This window comes from Shewanella baltica (assembly GCF_900456975.1).
Taxonomy (GTDB): Bacteria; Pseudomonadota; Gammaproteobacteria; order Enterobacterales; family Shewanellaceae; genus Shewanella; species Shewanella baltica.
The window spans coordinates 2,691,679-2,713,399 of the sequence record NZ_UGYM01000002.1; the positions used below are offsets into that span (position 1 = coordinate 2,691,679).

Sequence of the window (21,721 nt, forward strand, 5' to 3'; positions counted from 1 at the left end):
CATTGTTTTCTGGGGCAATGTGGCATTAGATAACTTAACGAAAAGTGATTTTTGCTCGGCATGACAAGAGACTATTAGATGAAAAATATTATCTGCGATATCGATGGTGTACTACTGCACGACAATAAACTGATCCCCGGCAGCGACAAATTTATCCAGCGCATTTTAGAGCAAGGCAATCCGTTAGTGATATTGACTAACTATCCCGTACAAACGGGTAAGGATCTGCAAAACCGTTTAAGCGCTGCCGGTATTGATATTCCTGAAGAATGCTTTTACACCTCCGCCATGGCAACCGCTGACTTTTTACAGCACCAAGAAGGCAGTAAAGCCTATGTCATTGGTGAAGGCGCCCTCACCCACGAACTCTACAAAGCAGGCTTTACCATTACCGACATCAACCCCGACTTTGTGATTGTCGGTGAAACCCGCTCCTACAACTGGGAAATGATCCATAAAGCCGCAGCTTTTGTGGCAGGTGGCGCCCGCTTTATTGCCACCAACCCTGACACTCACGGCCCTGCTTACAGCCCAGCCTGTGGCGCGCTATGTTCGCCAATCGAGCGTATTACCGGTAAAAAACCTTTCTACGTGGGTAAACCGAGTGCTTGGATTATTCGTTCAGCGCTTAATCATATTGATGGCCACTCGGAAGACACTGTCATCATCGGCGACAATATGCGTACCGATATTTTAGCGGGCTTCCAAGCTGGGCTTGAAACCATTCTGGTCACCAGTGGCGTGAGTAAACTTGAAGATATCGACAAAGAACCGTTCCGCCCGAACCATGTGTTTGCCTGCGCCGGTGATATTGATGTGGTTTAAACAATTGTCTCCCCCCTAGGTTTAGGTCTAACCACCCATTTTGCTAATCGTTCAAATATGACCTATGCAACACGCCTAGCCCAAAGGCGTATTGCATAGGGTAAAGCAACATTAAGTAACACATTCACCTGCCGCTCAGCCTTGTGGCTCGCTGCGGCTTGCTTCATGATAAGTCTCGCTTCTGATTGATTAACAGAAATCTAAAATTCCTTAATTAAAACAACAGTAGGATTAACCTATGCGACGTCTGTATCCACTCTGTGCGCTGGCTATGCTCAGTGCCTGTAGTCCGAATTCATCCCAATCCGATGGCAACAGTACTTTGGCTGGACTTAAAACAGTGCAGTTTAATGAAGCGCGCTTTAGAAATGATATTAAAACCCTGTCATCCGATGAATTTGAAGGTCGTGCGCCGACCACTCACGGTGAAAAACTCACCTTGGACTATTTGACTAAAGCCTTTACAGAGATGGGACTCAAGGGCGCGTACCAAGGCAGCTTTTTGCAACCTGTGCCTATGGTCAGCTATACCGCAGATGAAGCGCAGAAAGTCACGCTGGCAGGATTACCCTTTCAATACCGAAAAGATCTGGTGCTCAGCAGTCGCCACGATAACGGTGGTATTAGTATTGAGAACGCACCATTAGTCTTCGTCGGCTATGGAGTGAACGCCCCCGAATATGGTTGGAATGATTACCAAGATCTCGACATGAAAGGCAAAATCGCGGTGATCTTAGTCAACGATCCCGGCTTTGCCCGCCCTGACTCGGGCAAGTTCAATGGCAAAGCCATGACCTATTACGGCCGCTGGAGCTATAAGTTTGAAGAGGCCAGCCGTCAAGGCGCCCTTGGCGCGCTGATCATCCATGATACTGAACCCGCCTCTTATCCTTGGTCTGTGGTAGAAAATAGCTGGACTGGGCCACAGCAAGATCTGGTGCTGAGTAAAGCCGAACAAGATAGCCGCATCCAAGTCGAAGGCTGGCTTACATTGGACGCAGCAACCCAACTGTTTGATAAAGCGGGTTTATCACTGCCGAGCTTGATGGCGCGCGCCGCCGACAGCCCAATCAATGTCCCCCTTGAGCAAACTGCCAGTATCGCCTTTAAAAATAAAGCCGAATACGCGAATAGCTACAACGTAGTCGCCACGCTCCCCGGCAGCACACAAGCCGACGAGCAAATCCTCTACACCGCCCATTGGGATCACATAGGTAAAGACGAGACGAAAGCAGGCGATCAGATTTACAACGGTGCCATGGACAATGCCTCAGGCACTGCCGGCATTCTCGAAATCGCCAGACAATTAGCCGATAATGAGAAACAAGGCCACGGTTTAGCGCGCTCGGTAACCTTCATTGCCACAACAGGCGAAGAACAGGGCTTACTCGGTTCGCGCTATTACGCCGCCAATCCACTTTACCCTATCGACAAAACCGTGGCAGTGTTAAACCTCGACAGCACTAATATCTACGGCAAAACCAATGACTTTACTATCGTCGGCAAAGGCAAGTCTGAGTTAGAAACTTACCTTATCGATGCGGCGAAACAACAAAACCGCATCGCCATGGGTGAAAAAAATCCCGCTTCGGGCGGTTTCTTCCGTTCAGATCATTTCAGCTTTGCCAAACTGGGCGTCCCAGCGGTATTTGCCGGCGGCGGTAGCGACCCCGTTGATGAGACCACGGCTGCTTATAAAACCCAGATGCAAGCCACAATGAAAGGCTGTTATCACAATGTCTGCGATGAATACCATGAAGACTGGGATTTGAGCGGCGCGCTGCAAGATTTGCAAATCTACTACCAAGTCACGCGCACATTGGGCAACAGCAAAGATTGGCCGGGATACTATCAAGGCACAGAGTTTAATAGCCTGCGCCCAGCCAAAACGACGCTTGTGACAGATGCAAAATAGCAGCTTGTATCAGTGACAGCTTGTGAGAGGCGACTTAGTTAGTCGTCTCTTATTGACACCCGCTAGTCGCAGCACCAGCTGAATAAAGCGCATCCTCCGCCAGCCAAAGCACCAAACAAGATTGAAAAGCACGTGAACCATTCACGTGCTTTTTTGTTTTCAGCTCACAAACAATGCAGTTATCGCGAAATATCCATCCTGCCACACCATTCTGAATAGGCTTATGCCATTGGTTGATGTCAAACTCGGCGCATTAATTGATTAAAAATAAAACACTTAAACGAGCCAACTCATTATTAATGGTCTTTTTTAACGGTTTTTCTGTCATCGACACTTTTTTAAAACACATTGTGAATTCCCCAAAACCCCTCACGCCAAATCAGACAATAAAAACAAATCATCAAAAATAACGTAAATAAAATGAATTATTCTCAAATAAAAGCATTAAACATAAACATCTAAATCAACAAAAACACCAATAAACAGATAAAACATCAAAAATAGTGTTTGGCAAATACCTAAATTGCTGGCACATTAAACCTCAATTGAGACATCCTCAAATGACAGACAGTGTGGGAGTTGTACTATGTGTTCAATCTTTTCGATTTTAGATATCCAATCTGATGCCAAAGAACTGCGCCAAGTCGCGCTAGAAATGTCTAAGCTAATGCGCCACCGTGGCCCTGACTGGTCAGGTATTTATGCCAGTGATAAGGCAATTCTTGCCCACGAACGTTTAGCAATTGTTGACATTGAACACGGTGCTCAGCCACTGCTGACCGAAGATGGCAGCTTGATCCTCGCGGTCAACGGCGAAATCTATAACCACAAAGAATTGAAAGCCCAGCTAGGTGATAAGTACAGCTATCAAACCAACTCTGACTGCGAAGTCATTCTGGCGCTGTATCAAGAATATGGTACTGACTTCCTTGATAAATTAAACGGTATCTTCGCCTTTGTGTTATATGACAAAGCCCAAGATAGATACCTTATCGGCCGCGATCACATGGGTATCATCCCGCTATACACAGGCCGTGACGCTGCGGGTAACTTCTATGTTGCCTCTGAAATGAAAGCGCTGATGCCAGTGTGTAAAACGGTAGAAGAGTTCTTACCGGGCCAGTATCTGTATTCAAAAGATGGTGAAGCCGTTAAATACTATAGCCGCGATTGGCAAAGCTATGATGCGGTTAAAGATAACCCAGCCAGCCAAGAAGAATTACGTGATGCATTAGAAGCAGCGGTCAAACGCCAATTAATGTCAGACGTGCCCTATGGTGTGTTGCTATCAGGTGGCTTAGATTCATCGATCATTTCCGCCGTGACGCAAACCTTTGCTAAACGCCGCATTGAAGACGATGGCGAAACCAACGCTTGGTGGCCACAGTTGCATTCTTTTGCTGTCGGCCTTGAAGGTGCGCCAGATTTAATCGCCGCCAAAAAAGTCGCAGATGCCATTGGTACGATTCACCATGAGATCCATTTCACCTTCCAAGAAGGCTTAGATGCGATTAAAGAAGTGATTTATCACTTAGAAACCTACGATGTCACCACCATACGTGCCGCGACACCTATGTATTTAATGGCACGTAAAATCAAAGCCATGGGCATTAAGATGGTGTTATCGGGTGAAGGTGCTGACGAGCTATTTGGCGGCTATTTATACTTCCATAAAGCGCCAAACGCACAGGCATTCCACGAGGAATTAGTCCGCAAACTCGATAAGCTGCATCTGTTCGATTGTCTGCGTGCCAACAAAGCCATGGCCGCTTGGGGATTAGAAGCCCGTGTGCCCTTCCTCGATAAAGAGTTTATGGATGTGGCGATGCGCATCAACCCTGAAGCGAAAATGTCTAAGGATGGTCGTATCGAGAAACACATTCTACGCCAAGCCTTTGAGCATAAATTGCCAAAAGAAGTGGCATGGCGTCAAAAGGAACAATTCAGTGACGGCGTAGGCTACTCTTGGATTGACGGTTTGAAAGAACAAGCGGCAGCGCGGGTGGATGATTTACAATTGGCAAACGCGAAATTCCGTTTCCCATACAACACGCCAGAAACCAAAGAAGCCTATTTCTATCGCTGCTTCTTTGAAGATCATTATCCACTGAGCGGCGCTGCAGAAACGGTTCCAGGCGGTAAATCCGTCGCCTGTTCAACGCCAGAAGCACTGGCTTGGGACGAAAGCTTACGCGGCATTATCGACCCATCGGGCCGAGCAGTGCGCTCAGTACACACATCAAGTTATTAATGGTCTAACGTTGATGAGCTAGATTAATCATATAAGTTAATTAACTAGATTGATGCACAGGTTAAGATAGCCAACCACAAAGGCCACCCTAGGGTGGCTTTTGTATTTCGATGCAGTTTACTTTTATTGCTTACTCGTGCACAAAATTGTGTCTTAACTCTAGAATTAAACTAGGCCGACAGCGCACTGAATGGCTTGATTTCAGAGTGAGCTTGAATGTGGGTTTGAGTGTGAGCGTTGGTTTGCACTTGAGTTTGAAAATGAACATTCATCTGCGTCAATGCCATCGGATCTTGGGTTAAAAACAGCTTTCCGGCACTCATGCCCGCATGGTAATCATGGCGTAAATCGGCATCGGTGCTACCCAATAACTTACTCTGCAAATTTTCAGCGGCAAAAATCTGCACTATCTCCACATCCTCTGGCGGATTAGCCATAAAATCCAATTCATCCTGATAGGCTTGTTCGTGCTGCACTAAATAATCTATGGTTTTCGGGCAAAAACCAGAAACACAAATCCAAGATTTAAGTTTATGCACCCAAGCCGATTGCGCCTGAAAATCCTCACTCACAGTGCGGATCACCACAATTTTACGGGCACCACGACGATAGGCCTCACGCACAGGTAAAGGCGCTGCTAAGCCGCCGTAGAGATAAAAATCACTGTCGATAGCTGCGCTGTGATCAGAGGCACCGTTATTACAGGCCTTATCAGTCAGCCAAGGCGTGAGTTTTACTCCTTGTTTATACAAAAATGGCAATGCGCTGGAGGCTTTAAGCAATTCGCGCCATTGGCTTTTACTGCTTGGACTTAAAAAATATCCCTTGCGATCACTGGCATTGGTAGTGGTGATCAGTAACTGCCGATGACCGAGTGAGGCCGTCGCCGCATTAAGATCTAATTTGAACATCCCTTGTCTAGTCTGCTCAAAATACCAATCTAAATCGACCACATTGCCGCCGACTAACCCCCGACCGAGTCGATAGAAACGTTTATGCCGCGATAAACCGCGGATCAAGCGTTTGGCATAACCCTTTTGACGGGCCAAAAAACTGCTGAGATTCTGTGAGCCTGCAGAAGTACCAATAAATAAATCAAAGGGATCGAATCCGCCATCAAGCCAAGCATCAAGCACGCCTGCGGTGAAAATACCGCGCTGACCACCTCCTTCTGCAATCAAGGCCACCTGTGGGCTAGCATTAAATTGAGCATCTTGGGAGGCTAAATGGCTGACGGCGTGCATAGGGAAACCTTATCGAATAATTCATATAAGGCGAGTCTAAACAAGCTGGATGAGAAAGGATAACGGATAGAAGCTATCATCTTAATAGGAAAATACTATTGAGATAGTGTGCAAGCATTAGCCGGTGATGATAACGACAGCAAATACTGGCAGAAATAAAGGCGGTGATGAGCAAGGTTAGGCAGGTTAGCTTGTTCGTCATCCTTAACGAACAAGCTATTTTCACATCAATGCATTAAAACTTATGACTCAGTTCAAGCGTGATATTACGCGGCTCACCAGGGAAATGGCCATTACGCTCGCTAAAACCACTGACGGCATATTCTTTATCGAAGATATTTTTAAGATTTAAGCGAACTTGAGTTTGATCCCACTGGGTCGTCCAGCTCATATCAAAAATGGTATGGGGCTTCACCGTTTGGCCATCGAGGCTAAACTGTTCACCCACGTAATCCATGCCAAAAGCAATCGCCGAATCGAGTACATTGATATCGTAACGGGTCCATATCCCTGCTTGATGGCGCGGCGCATTGGCAAAGTGCTTACTATCAAACGTATTAGTTAAACTGTCGTTCGTTACCCCTTTAACCACTTCGGTCTCGTTATAGGCATAGTTTGCCGTGACAGTCAGGTTATCGGTTAAATCCCCCACCAACGTCCATTCAACCCCTTGGCTACGCACTTCCCCTATATTGAACATTGCGGGAATACTCTCGTCATCACCAGTGTATAAAGGATTTGACTGAGCAACATTTTGTTTTTCAATTTGATACACCGCGAGCGTGGTCATAAACTGGCCATCAAGCCAATCATTTTTCATCCCAAGTTCAACTTGTTTACCCGTTTCAGGATCAAAAAATCCGTGAATTTTAATACTCTCTTGATTAGATAGTGATGCAGGTTTAAAGCTTTCTGAGTAATTCAAATAAAAGGACATTGAATCGATTGGACGATAATTAAGCCCAGCTCTTGGCGTTATCGCGTTATCGCTGAAGGAAAAACCGGTCTTTTTATCATAGTCATCAAACTGGCTGAAACGCAGACCAGCAATCAATGACCACTGTTCATTAAAGTGCAAGTGTTCCTGCACATACACGCCATAGCGATTAGCGCGGGTGCCATCGGTATCTTTGTCTTGCAGCGTGTAAGTACTAGGGTCAGTTTCACCATAATTAAGGTCAAAAATATTCAGGTTGCCAACACCTGTTTTATCCGTCGCCAACTTGTAGCTATATTCGGTTTCAACATAGTGATAATCGCCGCCGAACAAGAACTCATGTTCAAAACCTAAGGCATCGAATGCATAAACAAAATCATTGGTTAAACTGATTTCATCGTTGGCACGAGCTTGCACTCGGTATTCACGCTTAATGGCGCCATCACCCATAATGGGCTTTTTATTGGCATCTAAGGTCGCCCAACCTCTCGATTCATGATATTGCTGCGTGGAATCATTATTCAGATAACGGATCTGAGTCTTGACCGAGAAATTATCGGTGAATTGATGATCGAGAATCGATTGCAGCACCAGTGCATCCATCTTCTGGAAGTCACTCTTCTCATTGGCATTATAGGATGGCGCAACAAGGAAGTTACCGTCATTATCGACAGGCACGCCGCGCAGCCGATTGCCGCCTAAATCCTGCTTAATAACATCGAAGGTCGTGGTGAGCTTAGTATCATCACTGATTTCGTAGAGTAACCCACCCGCCACTTCGGCATTTTGGCTATCGGCATTATTGCGAAAGCTATCTTCCTGCTGATAATATGCGCCAAAGCGATAGGCGAGATTTTGGGTTAAGCCGCCGGTCAAATCCAGCGAGCCACCCATCATATCCTCGCTGCCAGTGCTCAATGTCAGCTCTTTACTCTCAACAAAAGTTGGTTTTTTAGTGACATAGTTGATCATGCCGCCGGGTTCACCGCCGCCATAGAGTGCCGATGCAGGGCCTTTTAACACTTCAACCCGCTGCACATTAAACAGTTGCGGCACAGAAAACCCCGAATAGGGATCGCCCCTTACCCCATCATAAAAGACGTTGGCATCGTCACGGAAACCGCGAAAGGTTACGCCCGAATAACTAAACTCACTCACGCCCGCGATTGAGCGATATAAATCGGTAATATTGCGCGCCGCTTGGTCAACAATTAACTGCTCAGTCAGCACTTGCACCGACTGCGGCAATTCCATCACATTAATCGCCGTCTTAGTGCCAACCGTTGTTTCTTTATCGACGTACATTTGCATCGCGCGGCCATGAACGGCAATTCGCTCAGGTGCAGCCAATTTAACTTGCTCATAGGCTGCAGGCTCAGTCGATGCAGGACTTGCAACGGGTGAGCTTGTAGACAAGGTCTGCTGTGGAGCCTCTTTATCGAGTTGGGTTTCAGCGGCGAATGCCGACTGATGTTGAGCGAGTGCAAGTGCAATTAATGAGTAGGCGAAACGAGTCTTCACAGAATGTCCCCAGCGCGAGCGCATAAAAATGGCATAAACCAAAGGGTTTACAAATGTATTCAAACAAATTGGCCGTCATTATAAAGAATGATTTACGAATAACAACGATTATCATTTGAATTTACATAAATGTGAAATCTGTTAGGTAAATAGCTAGCGTCAGCTCACATAACCCTTGTTGTGTTTGGTTATGACTAAAACGAAAAGAGCGTCAGTCGCACGGACCTTTGATAGAAGTTTTAATGTGGGATAAGCAAAAGACTCACAGTATCGAGCTCAATATTGGCGTGGAACCGAAGAATGAAAACAAGTTAAAGATTTAAACCATACAAAAATAAAAACCAGCGACAGTGCGCTGGTTTTTGGCGGCTCTTGAGCTGTTCTTAAGCAAGGACTTAACTCAGCCGATAAGGTGAATGCTTAAAAGATAGCTTCATCCAATTGCGTGAGCATTTCACTCGCCTGCTCGATTTGCTTACGCAGACTGCGACCTTGCACAGCCCAGTAAGCCATATAAAAATCGGCAGTTTTCAATTTAGCTTGGTAAAATGCGGTTTCTTCAGTGCCCTGCTCCAGCGCCGCTAATGCCACCGCGGCACTTCTGGCCCACATCCACGCCAGTGCCGTCACCCCAAATAACTCCAAATAAGCCATTGAGGCTGCGCCAATAATGTCTGGATTGGTCGCAGCATGGGTCGCTAAATAACCACTGGCCTTTTGCAAATCACCCGCACAATCCATTAAGCCACTCACGTAAGGTTGCATCGACGCATTCGTACTATGCGACTTAATGAACTCAGTCACTAAAGCCGACCATTGCTGCATCGCCGCACCGCGGTCGCTAAGCAACTTACGCCCCACTAAATCCAGCGCCTGAATGCCGTTAGTGCCTTCATAAATCAGCGCAATACGGCTATCACGCACAAATTGCTCCATCCCCCACTCATGAATATAACCATGTCCACCAAATACTTGTTGCGCATCGACACAGGCATTAAAACCACGGTTAGTGATAAAGCCTTTCACAACGGGCGTGAACAGGGCCGCTAACTGGGATGCCGCTTTTGCTTTGGCGGGATCGGTATGGCGCTCAGCTTCATCGAGCCACAAAGCTTGTTGTCCAACTAAGGCTCTTGCGCCTTCATTAAAGGCTTTTTGCGACAGCAACATGCGGCGCACATCGCCGTGAACCAAAATCGGATCGGCGGCTTTTTCGGGTGCTTTGGCACCGCTTAAGGCGCGGCTCTGTAATCTGTCTTTGGCATAGGCCAGCGCATTTTGATAGGCAATCTCAGAGACACCCAGCCCTTGCACGCCAACGCCTAAACGCGCTTGGTTCATCATAGTAAACATGGCGCGCAGTCCTTGGTGCGGCTCGCCAACAAGCTCGCCCAATGCAGCTTCAAACACCATCACACAGGTGGAGTTACCGTGAATGCCCATCTTATGCTCAAGACCGCTGGCATATAAAGTGTTCGGCGCGCCTAAGCTACCGTCGCTATTCACTAATACTTTAGGCACGGCGAATAGAGATATTCCCTTCACGCCTTCGGGCGCATCCGGCAAGCGGGCTAATACGAGATGCACTATGTTGTCGGTGAGTTGGTGATCGCCTGAGGAGATAAAAATCTTTTCACCGGTAATAGCAAAAACGCCTTCAGAGACCGGCACGGCTTTGGTGCGTAATAAGGCTAAGTCAGTACCTGCGTGAGACTCGGTCAAATTCATTGTCCCAGTCCATTCACCGCTAACTAATTTACTCAAATATTTTTGCTTAAGTGCATCACTGCCGTGGGCATGAATGGCAGCATAAGCGCCATGGGTCAACCCCGGGTACATAGCAAAAGCCATGTTAGTGGCCGTTTGTATCTCAGTCGCAAAAATCCCCACGACTTCGGGTAGACCTTGGCCGCCATATTCAGGATCGCAGGTCAGCGTTGGCCAGCCATTATCAACAAACTGCTGATAGGCATTATCAAATCCTTCGGGGGTAATCACCTTGCCATCTACCAACTTACAGCCTTGCAGATCGCCGACACTATTGAGCGGCAGCATGACTTCAGTACTAAAGTCAGCCATACCTTGCAGGATCGCATCAACAAGATCTGGATCGATTTCATCGAACCCCTTGAGAGCATCTTGCTGATAAATATGTAACATTTCATTGAGGATAAATTGATAGTCGCGCAGCGGCGCTTGATAGACTGGCATAATCGCTTCCCTTTTCTTGTTAGACTGCAACTCAACTAAGTGATCTGACCACTTTGGTGCTCTGACCACTTTAGCTAAATTTGCCGAAAAAGAAAGCACCCCAACGGCCAGCAAAGACTTTTGTTTACACAAACGAACAGCGAAACCGTAAATTGATCGCAACAAAGCCTTATGTTATCGCGGAAAACTTTGTAAGCTAACTGCCTGTTTTTCTGATATGCCAGCAGAGTTAAGGATATTGCTACTATGGGTTCTGTCACTACTAAAAAGCACGCCAACGGGCTCGATTATGTCGAAGTGAATACGGCGTTATGTCAGGCAAGAATTTTTTTGCAGGGCGCGCAAATAGACTATTTTCAACCCGTAGGAAAACCACCTTTGCTTTGGGTTTCATCGGCGGACGATTATCAACCCGGTAATGGGATCCGTGGCGGTGTGCCCGTATGCTGGCCTTGGTTTGGCATGAGTAGTGAAGCGAACTTCCCCCAACACGGTTTTGCCCGTACCCGCATTTGGGCGCTGGAATCGGTAGAAATGCGTAATCAGTTAGTGGATTTACGTTTTAGCTTAAAGATCAGTGAGCAAGATAAAATTTATTGGCCGCATAACACTCAGGTCAGCGTGTTATTCACCCTAGGCGACACCCTGAGCATCAGTCTTGTGAATACCAACTTAGGCGATGAAATCTTGACGCTGACCCAAGCGCTGCACAGCTATTTCCCGATTGAGGATATCCACCAACTCAAAGCCAGCGGTTTTAGTGGCTCAAAATACATCGAATTTGCCGAGGGGCCTTATCCGCAAACCACGGATGAAGTGCTGTTTGATCGCGAGACAGATCGTGTCTATACCGATCTCGGCCCAGTGCAATTATTGCATACGCCGCAGGGGATAATCGAAGTCAGCCGTGAAAACAGCCAATCAGCGGTATTATGGAATCCATGGATTGAAAAGTCACAACGCCTTGGCCGGTTTAATCCAGAAGATTATCTGACCATGGTCTGTCTAGAAGCGGCCAATGTTTTAGAAGATAAAGTCGTGCTTGCCCCAGGTGAAACCCACAATTTAGTGACTCATATTCGCTGGAAAGACTAGGGTCTGTTGATCTTTCGAGAGTGATTTTTAGACAGCATGGCAAGACGTTATAATTTGCTTCGCCAAAAGTAACCATAACCTCAAGCCATGCCAAGACTTATGCTAACCGATGCACGCTGGGAAAAGCTATTTCATTTAATGAAAAGCACAGGCCGTGTTTATGACAAACCTGAACATAGACAAACATTCGAAGGTATTCTTTACCGGCTTAGAACAGGTATCCCTTGGCGAGATTTACCTAAAGAGTTCGGTCATTGGAGCACGGTCTTTAGACGGTTTCATTTATGGTCTAAGAAAGGCGTTCTAGCACATTTATTCAAGGCCTTAGCCAACCTTGCTGATATAGAATGGGTCTTTATTGATGGCTCGATAGTGCGGGCTCACCAGCACAGTGCAGGTGCAGCGACGCTAAATAATGAGAGTATTGGTAAAAGTCGAGGCGGTAATTCAACCAAAATTCACTTAGCCGTCGACAGCGGAGGATTACCGATTTATTTCGAATTATCAGAAGGCCAAAAACACGATATTACACACGCCCCCAGCTTAATTGAACACCTGAAGCAGGTTGATACCGTCATTGCAGATAAAGGTTATGACAGCGATGCATTTCGTGAACTTATCGCAAATAAAGGCGGGAAATCTGTTATTCCAAGGCGCCGCTATAAGAATACACCTCAAGAAAGAGTCGATTGGTGCTTATATCGGTATCGACATTTAGTGGAGAATGCTTTTGGAAGAATTAAACATTATCGAGCAATATCAACAAGGTATGACAAGCTAGCAAGAAATTACGCCAGTATGGTGTCACTGGCGTTTATGTTAATGTGGCTGCCGATGTATTGCTGAACACCATTTGTACAGCAAAGATCAACAGACCCTAACGATTTAATATCTTATTTCTTAAAATCTGGAGCTTAAAATCGAGAGCTTAATATCTAGTTCTAAATCCTAGTCAAAAAACTATACAAACAAAAATGCCCAGTCCGATTTGCCAACGCAATCGGGACAGGGCATTTTTATCAGTGCAAAACCTGAGTGTTTATCACTCCGAGACCTAATTTTTTATAACGATAAAACTTAAGGTAAAACTTATTTCGCCGATTTTTCTAAGCGCGCTAACAGGCTAGACGTATCCCAACGGTTACCGCCCATGCCCTGCACTTCTGAATAAAATTGATCGACTAACGCGGTTAATGGCAAGTGTGAACCATTGCGGCGAGCTTCTTCTAAGGTGATGCCTAAATCTTTACGCATCCAATCGACGGCAAAACCAAAATCATAGCTTTGGCCCCACATCGTCTTGTAGCGATTTTCCATTTGCCAGCTTTGCGCCGCGCCTTTGCTAATCACTTCAATGACTTTCTCGCCATCGAGTCCTGCCTTGCGCGCAAACTGTAATGCTTCAGCTAAACCTTGCACCACACCCGCGATACAGATTTGGTTCACCATCTTAGTTAACTGACCTGCACCAACCTCACCTAAACGCTCGGCGCAGCGGGCAAAGGCTTCAATCACAGGTTTAACACGGGCAAACACAGCTTCATCGCCGCCAACCATCACAGTCAACACGCCATTTTCGGCGCCCGCTTGACCGCCAGACACTGGCGCATCGAGGAAATCAACGCCCTTTTCTGCTAACACTTGATGAAGCTCACGGGCAACATCGGCCGAAGCCGTAGTATGGTCAACTAACACTGCGCCCTTTTCCATGCCATGAATAACGCCATCACTCCCTAATACCACTTCACGCAGATCGTTATCATTGCCCACACAAGTAAACACAATATCTTGACCCTCTGCCGCTTCCTTTGGCGTTGGGCAGCAACGTCCGCCATAGGTGTCGACCCAAGTTTGTGCTTTAGCAAAAGTGCGATTATAAACAGTGACCTCATGGCCTTTGTTCAGTAAATGTCTCGCCATGGGATATCCCATTACGCCCAAACCAATAAATGCGACTTTCGCCATGAAGTGCTCCTCAAATAAGTCAACAAGGTGAATCAATTAGAAATAGCTGAATCGAGTTTTATTTCATCTGTCCAATATGTTACCGCTAAAACCTCAACAACAAATACTAAAAAAGTGCCAGTAAGTGTTTCAATCTATAGGGTCAATTACGGATGCTTATTTAGGGGAATGGGCAGTAAAAATAATGGCGGCAGTGTAGCATTCATCCCGCATAGCGTCAGGTTGAAATCGGCCCCACAGGCAAACGCACTTTTCGACAGAGACAACAAAGGCGCCATAAGCGCCTTTGTTGATGTAATTTATGGGGCTATTTCACCACATGGGCTTCCATTTCGGCGCCAATCTTTTTACGCATTTCCATCAAGCGCAGTGCAGAATCCCGCAAATGAATATCATGTTCCGTCTGTGGTACCCACTCAGGCACTGGCGTTGGCTGGCCGTTTTCGTCAACAGCCACCATGATCACAATACAGTGGGTAGTCAAATGACGCTCGGAAACCTTAGGATCGCCTGCGCGCACATCAATACCGATATGCATAGAAGTTTTACCCGTATAAATCACCTTAGCGCTGACTTCGACTATGTTGCCCACTAAAATGGGTTGCACAAAACGGATCCCGCCCGCATAGGCAGTAATACAATATTTACCACTCCAACCCGCTGCACAGGCATAGGCCGCGAGATCGATCCACTTCATCACAGCACCGCCGTGAACTTTACCACCAAAATTTACATCCGCAGGCTCTGACAAAAATCTCAGGGTGCTTTGTCTATCGATACCAGCCATATAACCTCAACTTATTCAGCCACTGTGGCTCAATGTCTTCGCGCAATAAGCTGAGTTTACGATAGAAATCCCCAATAGCGTAAAGATAATTACGATTGGCCTCGCCAAAAAATTCGATTTAACCAAAGTGACTAATAAGCACACAGCAAAGCACTAAACTCGGTAGAGCTAAGCGGTAAAGCCATAGCTGTAGCTCGCTGCTGACAAAGCGAGTGCCCTTCGCAAAAGTGTACACACCTAAGCCAAGCATGAAGACACCGAGCACTTCAAGTCCCGAGGACATATTGCTGTCGCCACCGACATTAATCGCCGTCACCAATAAGGCAAACCAGACGACCACGTAAGCGGCTATTGCTAAGGTAAAAGTCTTGATCCCTATGTCCATGTTAGGGTGCCAGACTTTAAATTCACCGCGGATCAATTCGGTCAGATTGGCCGTTAATGCGCCGATGAGGGGGACAAGCGGGATCACCGCAGGGTTTAACATGACACACTCCATCAAGATTAAATATATCTGTCATTATCTGTGGCCAATAGAATTAAACAAGCTTGATGAACAAAGGTTAACGTCATGGATATCAGGTAGTTAGAAAGTGATTTTTATCACAATAAAGGCGTGAGATAATGCTACTCAATTCACAATCTCAATGGATTTTATCCATAAAAAATGCGCCCTCAGGCGCATTTTTTCACTGTTTTTTTTACACTATCAATGCGTGTTTTACACTTTCTTAAACAGTAATGAACCGTTAGTTCCACCAAAGCCGAAAGAATTACATAGAGCGTAATCCATCTTCACGTCACGGGCAGTGTGGGCGACAAAGTCTAAATCACAACCTTCATCTGGATTATCCAAATTGATGGTTGGCGGAACAGCTTGGTCGCGCAGTGCTAGTAAGGTGAAAATCGCTTCAACTGCACCTGCAGCACCTAAGAGGTGACCCGTCATCGATTTAGTCGAGCTAACCAGTACTTTATAGGCGTGATCGCCAAATACAGACTTAACCGCTGCCGCTTCTGCTTTATCACCCGCAGGCGTCGACGTACCGTGGGCGTTGATATAGCCAATTTGCTCCAGTGATAACTTAGCGTCATTAATGGCATTGACCATAGCCGCAGCAGCGCCAGCACCGTCGCTTGGAGGCGATGTCATGTGGAAAGCATCACCGCTCATACCAAAACCGACTAACTCGCCGTAAATGGTCGCACCGCGCGCTTTAGCGTGTTCGTACTCTTCCATCACCATCACGCCCGCACCATCACCGATCACAAAACCATCACGGTCTTTATCCCATGGGCGACTTGCCGCAGTCGGATCGTCATTGCGTGTCGATAATGCTTTTGCTGCACCAAAACCTGCCACACCTAAAGGAGAAGTGACATCCTCAGCACCGCCCGCAACCATCACGTCTGCATCGCCATAGGCAATGGTACGCGCTGCAAAACCGATATTGTGCACACCCGTAGTACAAGCGGTCGTCACGGCAAAGTTGGGCCCTTTCATGCCAAACATGATCGACAAGTGGCCTGAAATCATATTGATAATGGTACTAGGTACGAAGAAAGGAGAAACCTTACGCGGGCCACCATTCATCAATGCGCTGTGACCTTGTTCAATCAACCACATACCGCCCATACCCGCACCAATAGCAGTACCGACACGACCTGGGTTTTCTTTACTCATGTCCAGACCTGAGTCTTGGATAGCTTGGATGCCAGCCGCCATACCGTATTGAATAAAGAGGTCCATCTTACGGGCGTCTTTTTTCGTTACGTATTGCTCAACATCGAAATCTTTTACTGAACCACTGAAACGAGTGGTAAATTCACTGGCATCAAATTTGGTTATCGGTGCAATACCACTCTTACCAGAAAGCAAAGCCTTCCAAGTAGTATCGACAGTATTGCCCACTGGAGTTACTAACCCCAAACCGGTTACCACTACACGACGTTTAGACACGGCAGTCACCTTTAAATGCTAAATTTGTTAGTTCTGATAGATAAAACAAGGTTTTCTATCATTAGACAATTTCTTAAATAACGTTTATTTAGAAAAATTCGCCAATCTGCGGCGAGCATCTCGTGGATAACAATTAAAACACGATCCAGAGACGATTGAATGGCACGGGGGCAGAATTTGACGGGGGTAAAACAAAAACAGGCGGCAAAAATGCCGCCTGTCTTCAAGAATTCAGAATTACTGATTCTTAGAAACGTAGTCGATCGCTGCTTGAACAGTAGTGATCTTTTCAGCTTCTTCATCAGGGATCTCGGTATCAAACTCTTCTTCCAGAGCCATAACCAACTCAACAGTGTCCAGAGAATCTGCACCCAGATCGTCAACGAAAGATGCCGCTGGCTTAACGTCTTCTTCTTTAACGCCCAGTTGCTCTACAATGATTTTCTTTACACGTTCTTCGATGTTGCTCATTAGTTTTCTTTCCTATTCAAATTACGCACTTGCGTAAGATTGCGAGTAGTTTATTAGATTTGGCTGACAATGCAAGCTTAGTTTTCGTGGTCTAACCACGAAATTTCACTATCAATTGATACAGATCACTACTCAGTTGCGACAGAAATCCCTGCCATTCGCCCTTAAACCATGTACATGCCGCCATTCACATGCAAAGTTTCGCCTGTGATGTAAGCGGCTGAGTCCGAGGCCAAGAAGAGCACTGCGTTCGCAATTTCTTGCGCTTGCCCTAATCGTTCCATCGGAACCTGTGACATGATAGCTTTTTGCTGCTCTTCGGTCAGCTCATCTGTCATATCGGTCTGGATAAATCCAGGAGCGATAGCATTAACTGTAATTTGACGAGATGCAACCTCTCTTGCAAGAGATTTTGTAAATCCAATCAAACCCGCCTTTGCTGCCGAGTAGTTAACTTGACCTGCATTCCCCATGGTGCCTACCACTGAACCGATATTGATGATTCGGCCAAAGCGCTTTTTCATCATGGTACGCATCACAGGTTTTGATAGTCTAAATAACGATGTCAGGTTAGTGTCGATAATATCCTGCCATTCATCATCTTTCATCCGCATCAGCAGATTATCACGGGTTATACCCGCGTTGTTGACTAGAATATCAACATCACCGGCTTTTTCTTTGATCGAGGCGAATAAATGTGTAACAGATTCACTATCTGTGACATTAAGCACTAAACCAAAACCTTTGTCACCCAGATATTCTTGGATCGCCGCAGCGCCCTTCTCACTGGTTGCAGTTCCAATAACAACGGCACCGGCTTCGACCAGTGTCTCAGCGATCGCACGGCCAATACCGCGGCTCGCACCAGTCACCAAAGCCACTTTGCCTGTTAAATTCAGGTTAAAACTCATACAAACTCCTTACTCAGTTAATGCTGCTAATGAAGCGACATCATTAACCGCTTGGGCTGATAGTGATTTATTAATTCGTTTTGCTAATCCTGTCAATACTTTACCAGGACCACATTCCACCAGTTGGGTAATGCCTTTTTGGGCCATTAGCTCAACAGTTTCGCTCCAGCGGACAGGACAATATAACTGACGTACTAATGCATCTTTAATGTCAGCAGCAGAGGTGGGTGATGCCACATCAACGTTGTTAATCACAGTAATCGTTGGGGCATTAAACTGTACATCGTTTAATGCCACGGCCAGTTTATCCGCCGCAGGTTTCATTAATGCGCAGTGTGATGGCACGCTGACAGGTAACGCTACCGCCATTTTAGCGCCCGCAGCTTTACAAGCCGCTGCTGCACGCTCAACCGCGTCTTTTTGACCCGCGATAACGACTTGACCAGGGCTGTTGAAGTTAACTGGGCTCACCACGTCGCCTTGAGCCGCTTCAGCGCAAGCATTCGCGATACCCTCGTAATCTAAACCGATAATGGCATACATGGCGCCTGTGCCAGCAGGAACCGCTTGCTGCATAAGTTGACCGCGTAACTCCACTAACTTAATCGCGTCTTTAAAATCCATGACTCCGGCGCACACTAAAGCAGAATACTCGCCTAAGCTGTGACCTGCCAACATGGCTGGCATAGGTTTGCCTGAAGCCACATAGGCACGCCAAATAGCCACGCTCGCCGCTAATAGGGCTGGTTGGGTTTTATCGGTTTCATTTAAGCTTTCAACGGGACCTTGCTGAACCAATGCCCACAAATCGTAACCTAAGACGTCACTCGCTTCGGCAAAGGTTTGCCCGACAACGGCGTGTGATTCGGCAAGCTCGGCTAACATGCCTAGGGCTTGTGAACCTTGGCCTGGAAATACAAAAGCAACATTTTCCATATTCAAATTACCTATGGCTAACTTAATTTATTGAAAAATCATGTGGAAAACACATGTAGAACTTAGAAGCGAATGAGCGCACTGCCCCACGCAAAACCAGCACCGAAGGCCTCAAGCAGCAGGAGTTGTCCACGCTGAATGCGGCCATCACGCACGGCTTCATCTAATGCGATGGGCACAGATGCAGCTGAGGTATTACCGTGTTTAGCTAAGGTCAATACGACTTTATCGAGACTCATATCGAGCTTTTTGGCGGTAGCATTAATAATACGGAAGTTAGCTTGATGCGGCACCAACCAATCAATTTCTGACTTATCGATATTGTTGATGCGCAGCGTCTCAGTCACAACATGGGACAATTGAGTCACAGCCACTTTAAAGACATCGTTACCTTTCATGGTCATAAAACCGACCGCTTCAGAGGTTTCGCCTTGGCGTGGTGGGAAAGCGCATTTCAATAAGTCGCCTTGGCGACCATCGGCATAAATGTGGGTAGAAATGATCCCTGGCGTTTCAGATGCACCAATCACAACGGCGCCCGCACCATCACCAAATAAAATAATCGTTGAACGATCTTCTGGCTCACATAGGCGAGACAGCACATCGGCACCAATCACTAAGACTTTTTTAGCCGCACCCGTTTTTACAAATTGATCGGCAACAGATAAAGCATAAACGAAGCCTGAACAAGCCGCAGCGATGTCAAATGCTGGAATGGTATGCACGCCAAGCATGGCTTGGATTTCACAGGCCGCAGCCGGAAAAGCATTTGGTGCACTGGTGGTGCCGCAAACGATCATGTCTAAGTCTGATGCTTCTATGCCAGCCATTTCCAGCGCTTTGAGTGCCGCTTGGTAGCCCATAGTTGAAACGGTTTCATCGAAGGCCGCAATGCGACGTTCTGATATACCTGTACGTTCAACAATCCATTGGTCAGTGGTTTCCACCATTTTTTCCAAATCTTGATTGCTACGCACCTGCACTGGCAGATAACTACCAGTTCCGAGAATTTTTGTATGCATAAGGAGGGATCAGTTATTTATATCTATAATAATGGATTTACTTTACATGCTGTTGAACTTGCTATTAATTTCAGCTTAAGCCATGTCGATAAATCTTGATTTTGTACACTGTTTTGTACACATCTAAAAGTTAGCCAGATTTGTACGCACTAAGTTTATCGCCGCAAAGTAACATAAAAAAAAGGCTGGCAATAGAATTTATACTGCAAAACTGGTCTGCTTTGCTATGCAGTCTTGTCGCAAAGTTACATTAAGAATCAGTCATCATCACATTAAAGAGATGCATATTTTCATGTTGTATAAATTTGGAACTAAGTGAAAATGAGCAAATGCGGTAGAAATGGATAAATACTTATTACCTATATAAACAATATGTTATTATAACTATTGATAAATTACTTAAGAGAGGATGCTCATGAAACGTTTAGCAATTGCGGCTTTAATGTTTTCACTCGCAGGATGCGGTGGTAGCGGAGATGATGACGCGGGTGCAGATATCAAAAATTTGATTTCTAGCACAAATGCGGTTGACGGGAAAACTGTTCGACCAAGTGATGCTGTTTTACCGCTTGTGATAAAAGTGGAATCAGAGTCGGCTGATATCGACAAAATATTGTTGTCTTTAGAACGTATTGAACAAGTTGCCGGATATCAGATCATTCGATATTCAAATGGTACCGAGCAGCCAGATATCACCATTAAATCGTCAAATGTTGGCTGCCTGACATCAATACCACTAGGTAATTGGCAATACACGATTGAAGTGGGTGATATGGCATCTTGCCCTAATGTCACTTTTGATTTGGTTGCTTATAAGATTTTTGGTTTGAATCGAACTGATAAAGACACTTACCGAGTGCTTAAATCTCAGAGCGCATTGGCTGATAGCGCTCTGGCTACAATTTATAATAACCCACCGAATACACCAGTTTCTGAGCTGAGTGTAATCAACAAATAATTACTGTGGGAAGTTGCCCAAGTTTGGGAACTGCTCGTAGTAAGATGCATCAATAACAGCGTAATTCATCACATCTGCAGGTTGATAACGTGATGGGCCACCGCGTGGCCCTTGCGTTTGCAGTGTCCAACCATGCTGATACCCACCCTCACTACTGTTGTAAAACCCATTAAAGCGCGAGTACTCAACGTAGTATTGCCCTGGCGTTCCTGCGTATTCAGAATCGACTCGCGCAATGGTTGGTTTGCATGCTGGCTTAAAGCTGCAGTTGGTTCTGTGCTGGCCTTGCGAATAAATTACTTCGCCAAGCAGTTTTATTGATACCGGAGGTCTAGCACTGTGAAAACGCACATTTCCCGCTGTGTCATAAATTGCTAAGCCATACTTCGGCAAATTAATTGCTTTTGCAGAAGCAAATACATACACCCTCGCGGTACCGGAATACATCCAAAAATTAACCAATCCTCTCCAAGTACTGGCATTACCATCAAGAATAACGTGCACAGCCCTTAGATAAGGGTACTGTTCGCCTACTGTATTGCAGTATGTGTAAATCTGAATATCATAACCAACTGGAATGCCAAACAGATCAATATAGGTATCTGTACCATTTGTGTGGGTTACGTCCTTGTATCCCCAATACATAAAAGTAGTTTCATAAGTGCCTAAAAATAGCGATAGGTCCTTATTGCGAATTTCTAAGCCGTACATA

At 46.0% G+C, this 21,721-nt stretch carries 18 protein-coding genes; 6 read left to right on the top strand and 12 right to left on the bottom strand.

The window, feature by feature from the left end; translation table 11 throughout:
* Positions 1-78: 78 nt before the first annotated feature.
* From DYH48_RS12135 to asnB, 3 genes are all read left to right on the top strand, one after another.
* Complete coding sequence (locus DYH48_RS12135; RefSeq protein WP_115334893.1) at positions 79-825, top strand: HAD-IIA family hydrolase; 747 nt, start codon at positions 79-81, stop codon at positions 823-825.
* A 238-nt stretch (positions 826-1,063) separates the two neighbouring features.
* Positions 1,064-2,740, top strand: a complete 1,677-nt coding sequence (locus DYH48_RS12140) for a M28 family metallopeptidase (RefSeq protein ID WP_115334894.1) — start codon at positions 1,064-1,066, stop codon at positions 2,738-2,740.
* Between the two features lie 586 nt (positions 2,741-3,326).
* Positions 3,327-4,991, top strand: coding sequence for an asparagine synthase B (gene asnB, locus DYH48_RS12145; RefSeq protein WP_115334895.1), 1,665 nt, complete (start codon positions 3,327-3,329; stop codon positions 4,989-4,991).
* A gap of 170 nt (positions 4,992-5,161) precedes the next feature.
* On the opposite strand, the gene DYH48_RS12150 is transcribed toward asnB, so the two are convergent.
* The 3 genes from DYH48_RS12150 to DYH48_RS12160 form a co-directional block, all read right to left on the bottom strand.
* Positions 5,162-6,235 (bottom strand): patatin-like phospholipase family protein, encoded by a 1,074-nt coding sequence (locus DYH48_RS12150; protein WP_115334896.1) that lies wholly within the window; start codon positions 6,233-6,235, stop codon positions 5,162-5,164.
* Between the two features lie 235 nt (positions 6,236-6,470).
* Positions 6,471-8,717 (bottom strand): TonB-dependent siderophore receptor, encoded by a 2,247-nt coding sequence (locus DYH48_RS12155; RefSeq protein ID WP_115334897.1) that lies wholly within the window; start codon positions 8,715-8,717, stop codon positions 6,471-6,473.
* A gap of 396 nt (positions 8,718-9,113) precedes the next feature.
* Complete coding sequence (locus tag DYH48_RS12160; protein ID WP_115334898.1) at positions 9,114-10,904, bottom strand: acyl-CoA dehydrogenase C-terminal domain-containing protein; 1,791 nt, start codon at positions 10,902-10,904, stop codon at positions 9,114-9,116.
* Positions 10,905-11,150: 246 nt separating this feature from the next.
* Between DYH48_RS12160 and DYH48_RS12165 the strand changes: the two genes are divergently transcribed.
* Positions 11,151-11,999, top strand: coding sequence for a D-hexose-6-phosphate mutarotase (locus DYH48_RS12165; protein WP_115334899.1), 849 nt, complete (start codon positions 11,151-11,153; stop codon positions 11,997-11,999).
* A gap of 87 nt (positions 12,000-12,086) precedes the next feature.
* Positions 12,087-12,845 carry an IS5-like element ISSod6 family transposase gene (locus DYH48_RS12170; protein ID WP_087486575.1) on the top strand — a complete coding sequence of 253 codons (759 nt, stop codon included), beginning with the start codon at positions 12,087-12,089 and terminating at the stop codon, positions 12,843-12,845.
* 243 nt (positions 12,846-13,088) lie between these two features.
* On the opposite strand, the gene DYH48_RS12175 is transcribed toward DYH48_RS12170, so the two are convergent.
* The 8 genes from DYH48_RS12175 to DYH48_RS12210 all read right to left on the bottom strand — a co-directional run bounded on the left by DYH48_RS12175 (position 13,089) and on the right by DYH48_RS12210 (position 20,051).
* Positions 13,089-13,997, bottom strand: coding sequence for an NAD(P)-dependent oxidoreductase (locus DYH48_RS12175; protein WP_256613142.1), 909 nt, complete (start codon positions 13,995-13,997; stop codon positions 13,089-13,091).
* Positions 13,998-14,271: 274 nt separating this feature from the next.
* A complete protein-coding gene (locus DYH48_RS12180; protein ID WP_106650221.1) occupies positions 14,272-14,751 on the bottom strand; it encodes an acyl-CoA thioesterase in 480 nt (159 codons plus the stop codon).
* A 118-nt stretch (positions 14,752-14,869) separates the two neighbouring features.
* Positions 14,870-15,238, bottom strand: a complete 369-nt coding sequence (locus tag DYH48_RS12185; RefSeq protein WP_115334901.1) for a hypothetical protein — start codon at positions 15,236-15,238, stop codon at positions 14,870-14,872.
* A gap of 234 nt (positions 15,239-15,472) precedes the next feature.
* Positions 15,473-16,711, bottom strand: coding sequence for a beta-ketoacyl-ACP synthase II (gene fabF / locus DYH48_RS12190; RefSeq protein ID WP_006087466.1), 1,239 nt, complete (start codon positions 16,709-16,711; stop codon positions 15,473-15,475).
* A 237-nt stretch (positions 16,712-16,948) separates the two neighbouring features.
* Entirely contained in the window at positions 16,949-17,182 is a 234-nt protein-coding gene (acpP, locus tag DYH48_RS12195; protein ID WP_006081231.1) for an acyl carrier protein, read from the bottom strand.
* 164 nt (positions 17,183-17,346) lie between these two features.
* Positions 17,347-18,093 (bottom strand): 3-oxoacyl-ACP reductase FabG, encoded by a 747-nt coding sequence (fabG, locus tag DYH48_RS12200; RefSeq protein ID WP_006081230.1) that lies wholly within the window; start codon positions 18,091-18,093, stop codon positions 17,347-17,349.
* A gap of 9 nt (positions 18,094-18,102) precedes the next feature.
* Positions 18,103-19,029: an ACP S-malonyltransferase gene (fabD, locus tag DYH48_RS12205; protein WP_115334902.1), complete on the bottom strand. Its 927-nt coding sequence runs from the start codon at positions 19,027-19,029 to the stop codon at positions 18,103-18,105.
* A 62-nt stretch (positions 19,030-19,091) separates the two neighbouring features.
* Positions 19,092-20,051, bottom strand: a complete 960-nt coding sequence (locus DYH48_RS12210; RefSeq protein ID WP_006081228.1) for a beta-ketoacyl-ACP synthase III — start codon at positions 20,049-20,051, stop codon at positions 19,092-19,094.
* A 415-nt stretch (positions 20,052-20,466) separates the two neighbouring features.
* On the opposite strand from DYH48_RS12210, the gene DYH48_RS12215 reads away from it, so the two are divergent.
* The gene (locus tag DYH48_RS12215; RefSeq protein ID WP_115334903.1) at positions 20,467-21,009 is read left to right on the top strand and encodes a hypothetical protein; all 543 of its coding nucleotides are present in this window, start codon (positions 20,467-20,469) and stop codon (positions 21,007-21,009) included.
* Here the strand turns inward: DYH48_RS12215 and DYH48_RS12220 are convergent, their stop codons facing one another.
* Entirely contained in the window at positions 21,010-21,720 is a 711-nt protein-coding gene (locus DYH48_RS12220) for a hypothetical protein (RefSeq protein WP_115334904.1), read from the bottom strand.
* Position 21,721 lies beyond the last annotated feature (1 nt).

Coding starts and splice junctions, on each gene's coding strand:
- DYH48_RS12215 (WP_115334903.1), top strand. CDS start 20,467: ATGAAACGTTTAGCAATTGCGGCTTTAATGTTTTCACTCGCAGGATGC.
- DYH48_RS12135 (WP_115334893.1), top strand. CDS start 79: ATGAAAAATATTATCTGCGATATCGATGGTGTACTACTGCACGACAAT.
- DYH48_RS12140 (WP_115334894.1), top strand. CDS start 1,064: ATGCGACGTCTGTATCCACTCTGTGCGCTGGCTATGCTCAGTGCCTGT.
- DYH48_RS12180 (WP_106650221.1), bottom strand. CDS start 14,751: ATGGCTGGTATCGATAGACAAAGCACCCTGAGATTTTTGTCAGAGCCT.
- DYH48_RS12165 (WP_115334899.1), top strand. CDS start 11,151: ATGGGTTCTGTCACTACTAAAAAGCACGCCAACGGGCTCGATTATGTC.
- acpP (WP_006081231.1), bottom strand. CDS start 17,182: ATGAGCAACATCGAAGAACGTGTAAAGAAAATCATTGTAGAGCAACTG.
- DYH48_RS12185 (WP_115334901.1), bottom strand. CDS start 15,238: ATGTTAAACCCTGCGGTGATCCCGCTTGTCCCCCTCATCGGCGCATTA.
- DYH48_RS12150 (WP_115334896.1), bottom strand. CDS start 6,235: ATGCACGCCGTCAGCCATTTAGCCTCCCAAGATGCTCAATTTAATGCT.
- asnB (WP_115334895.1), top strand. CDS start 3,327: ATGTGTTCAATCTTTTCGATTTTAGATATCCAATCTGATGCCAAAGAA.
- DYH48_RS12160 (WP_115334898.1), bottom strand. CDS start 10,904: ATGCCAGTCTATCAAGCGCCGCTGCGCGACTATCAATTTATCCTCAAT.
- fabD (WP_115334902.1), bottom strand. CDS start 19,029: ATGGAAAATGTTGCTTTTGTATTTCCAGGCCAAGGTTCACAAGCCCTA.
- DYH48_RS12210 (WP_006081228.1), bottom strand. CDS start 20,051: ATGCATACAAAAATTCTCGGAACTGGTAGTTATCTGCCAGTGCAGGTG.
- DYH48_RS12170 (WP_087486575.1), top strand. CDS start 12,087: ATGCCAAGACTTATGCTAACCGATGCACGCTGGGAAAAGCTATTTCAT.
- DYH48_RS12155 (WP_115334897.1), bottom strand. CDS start 8,717: ATGCGCTCGCGCTGGGGACATTCTGTGAAGACTCGTTTCGCCTACTCA.
- fabG (WP_006081230.1), bottom strand. CDS start 18,093: ATGAGTTTTAACCTGAATTTAACAGGCAAAGTGGCTTTGGTGACTGGT.
- DYH48_RS12220 (WP_115334904.1), bottom strand. CDS start 21,720: ATGTACGGCTTAGAAATTCGCAATAAGGACCTATCGCTATTTTTAGGC.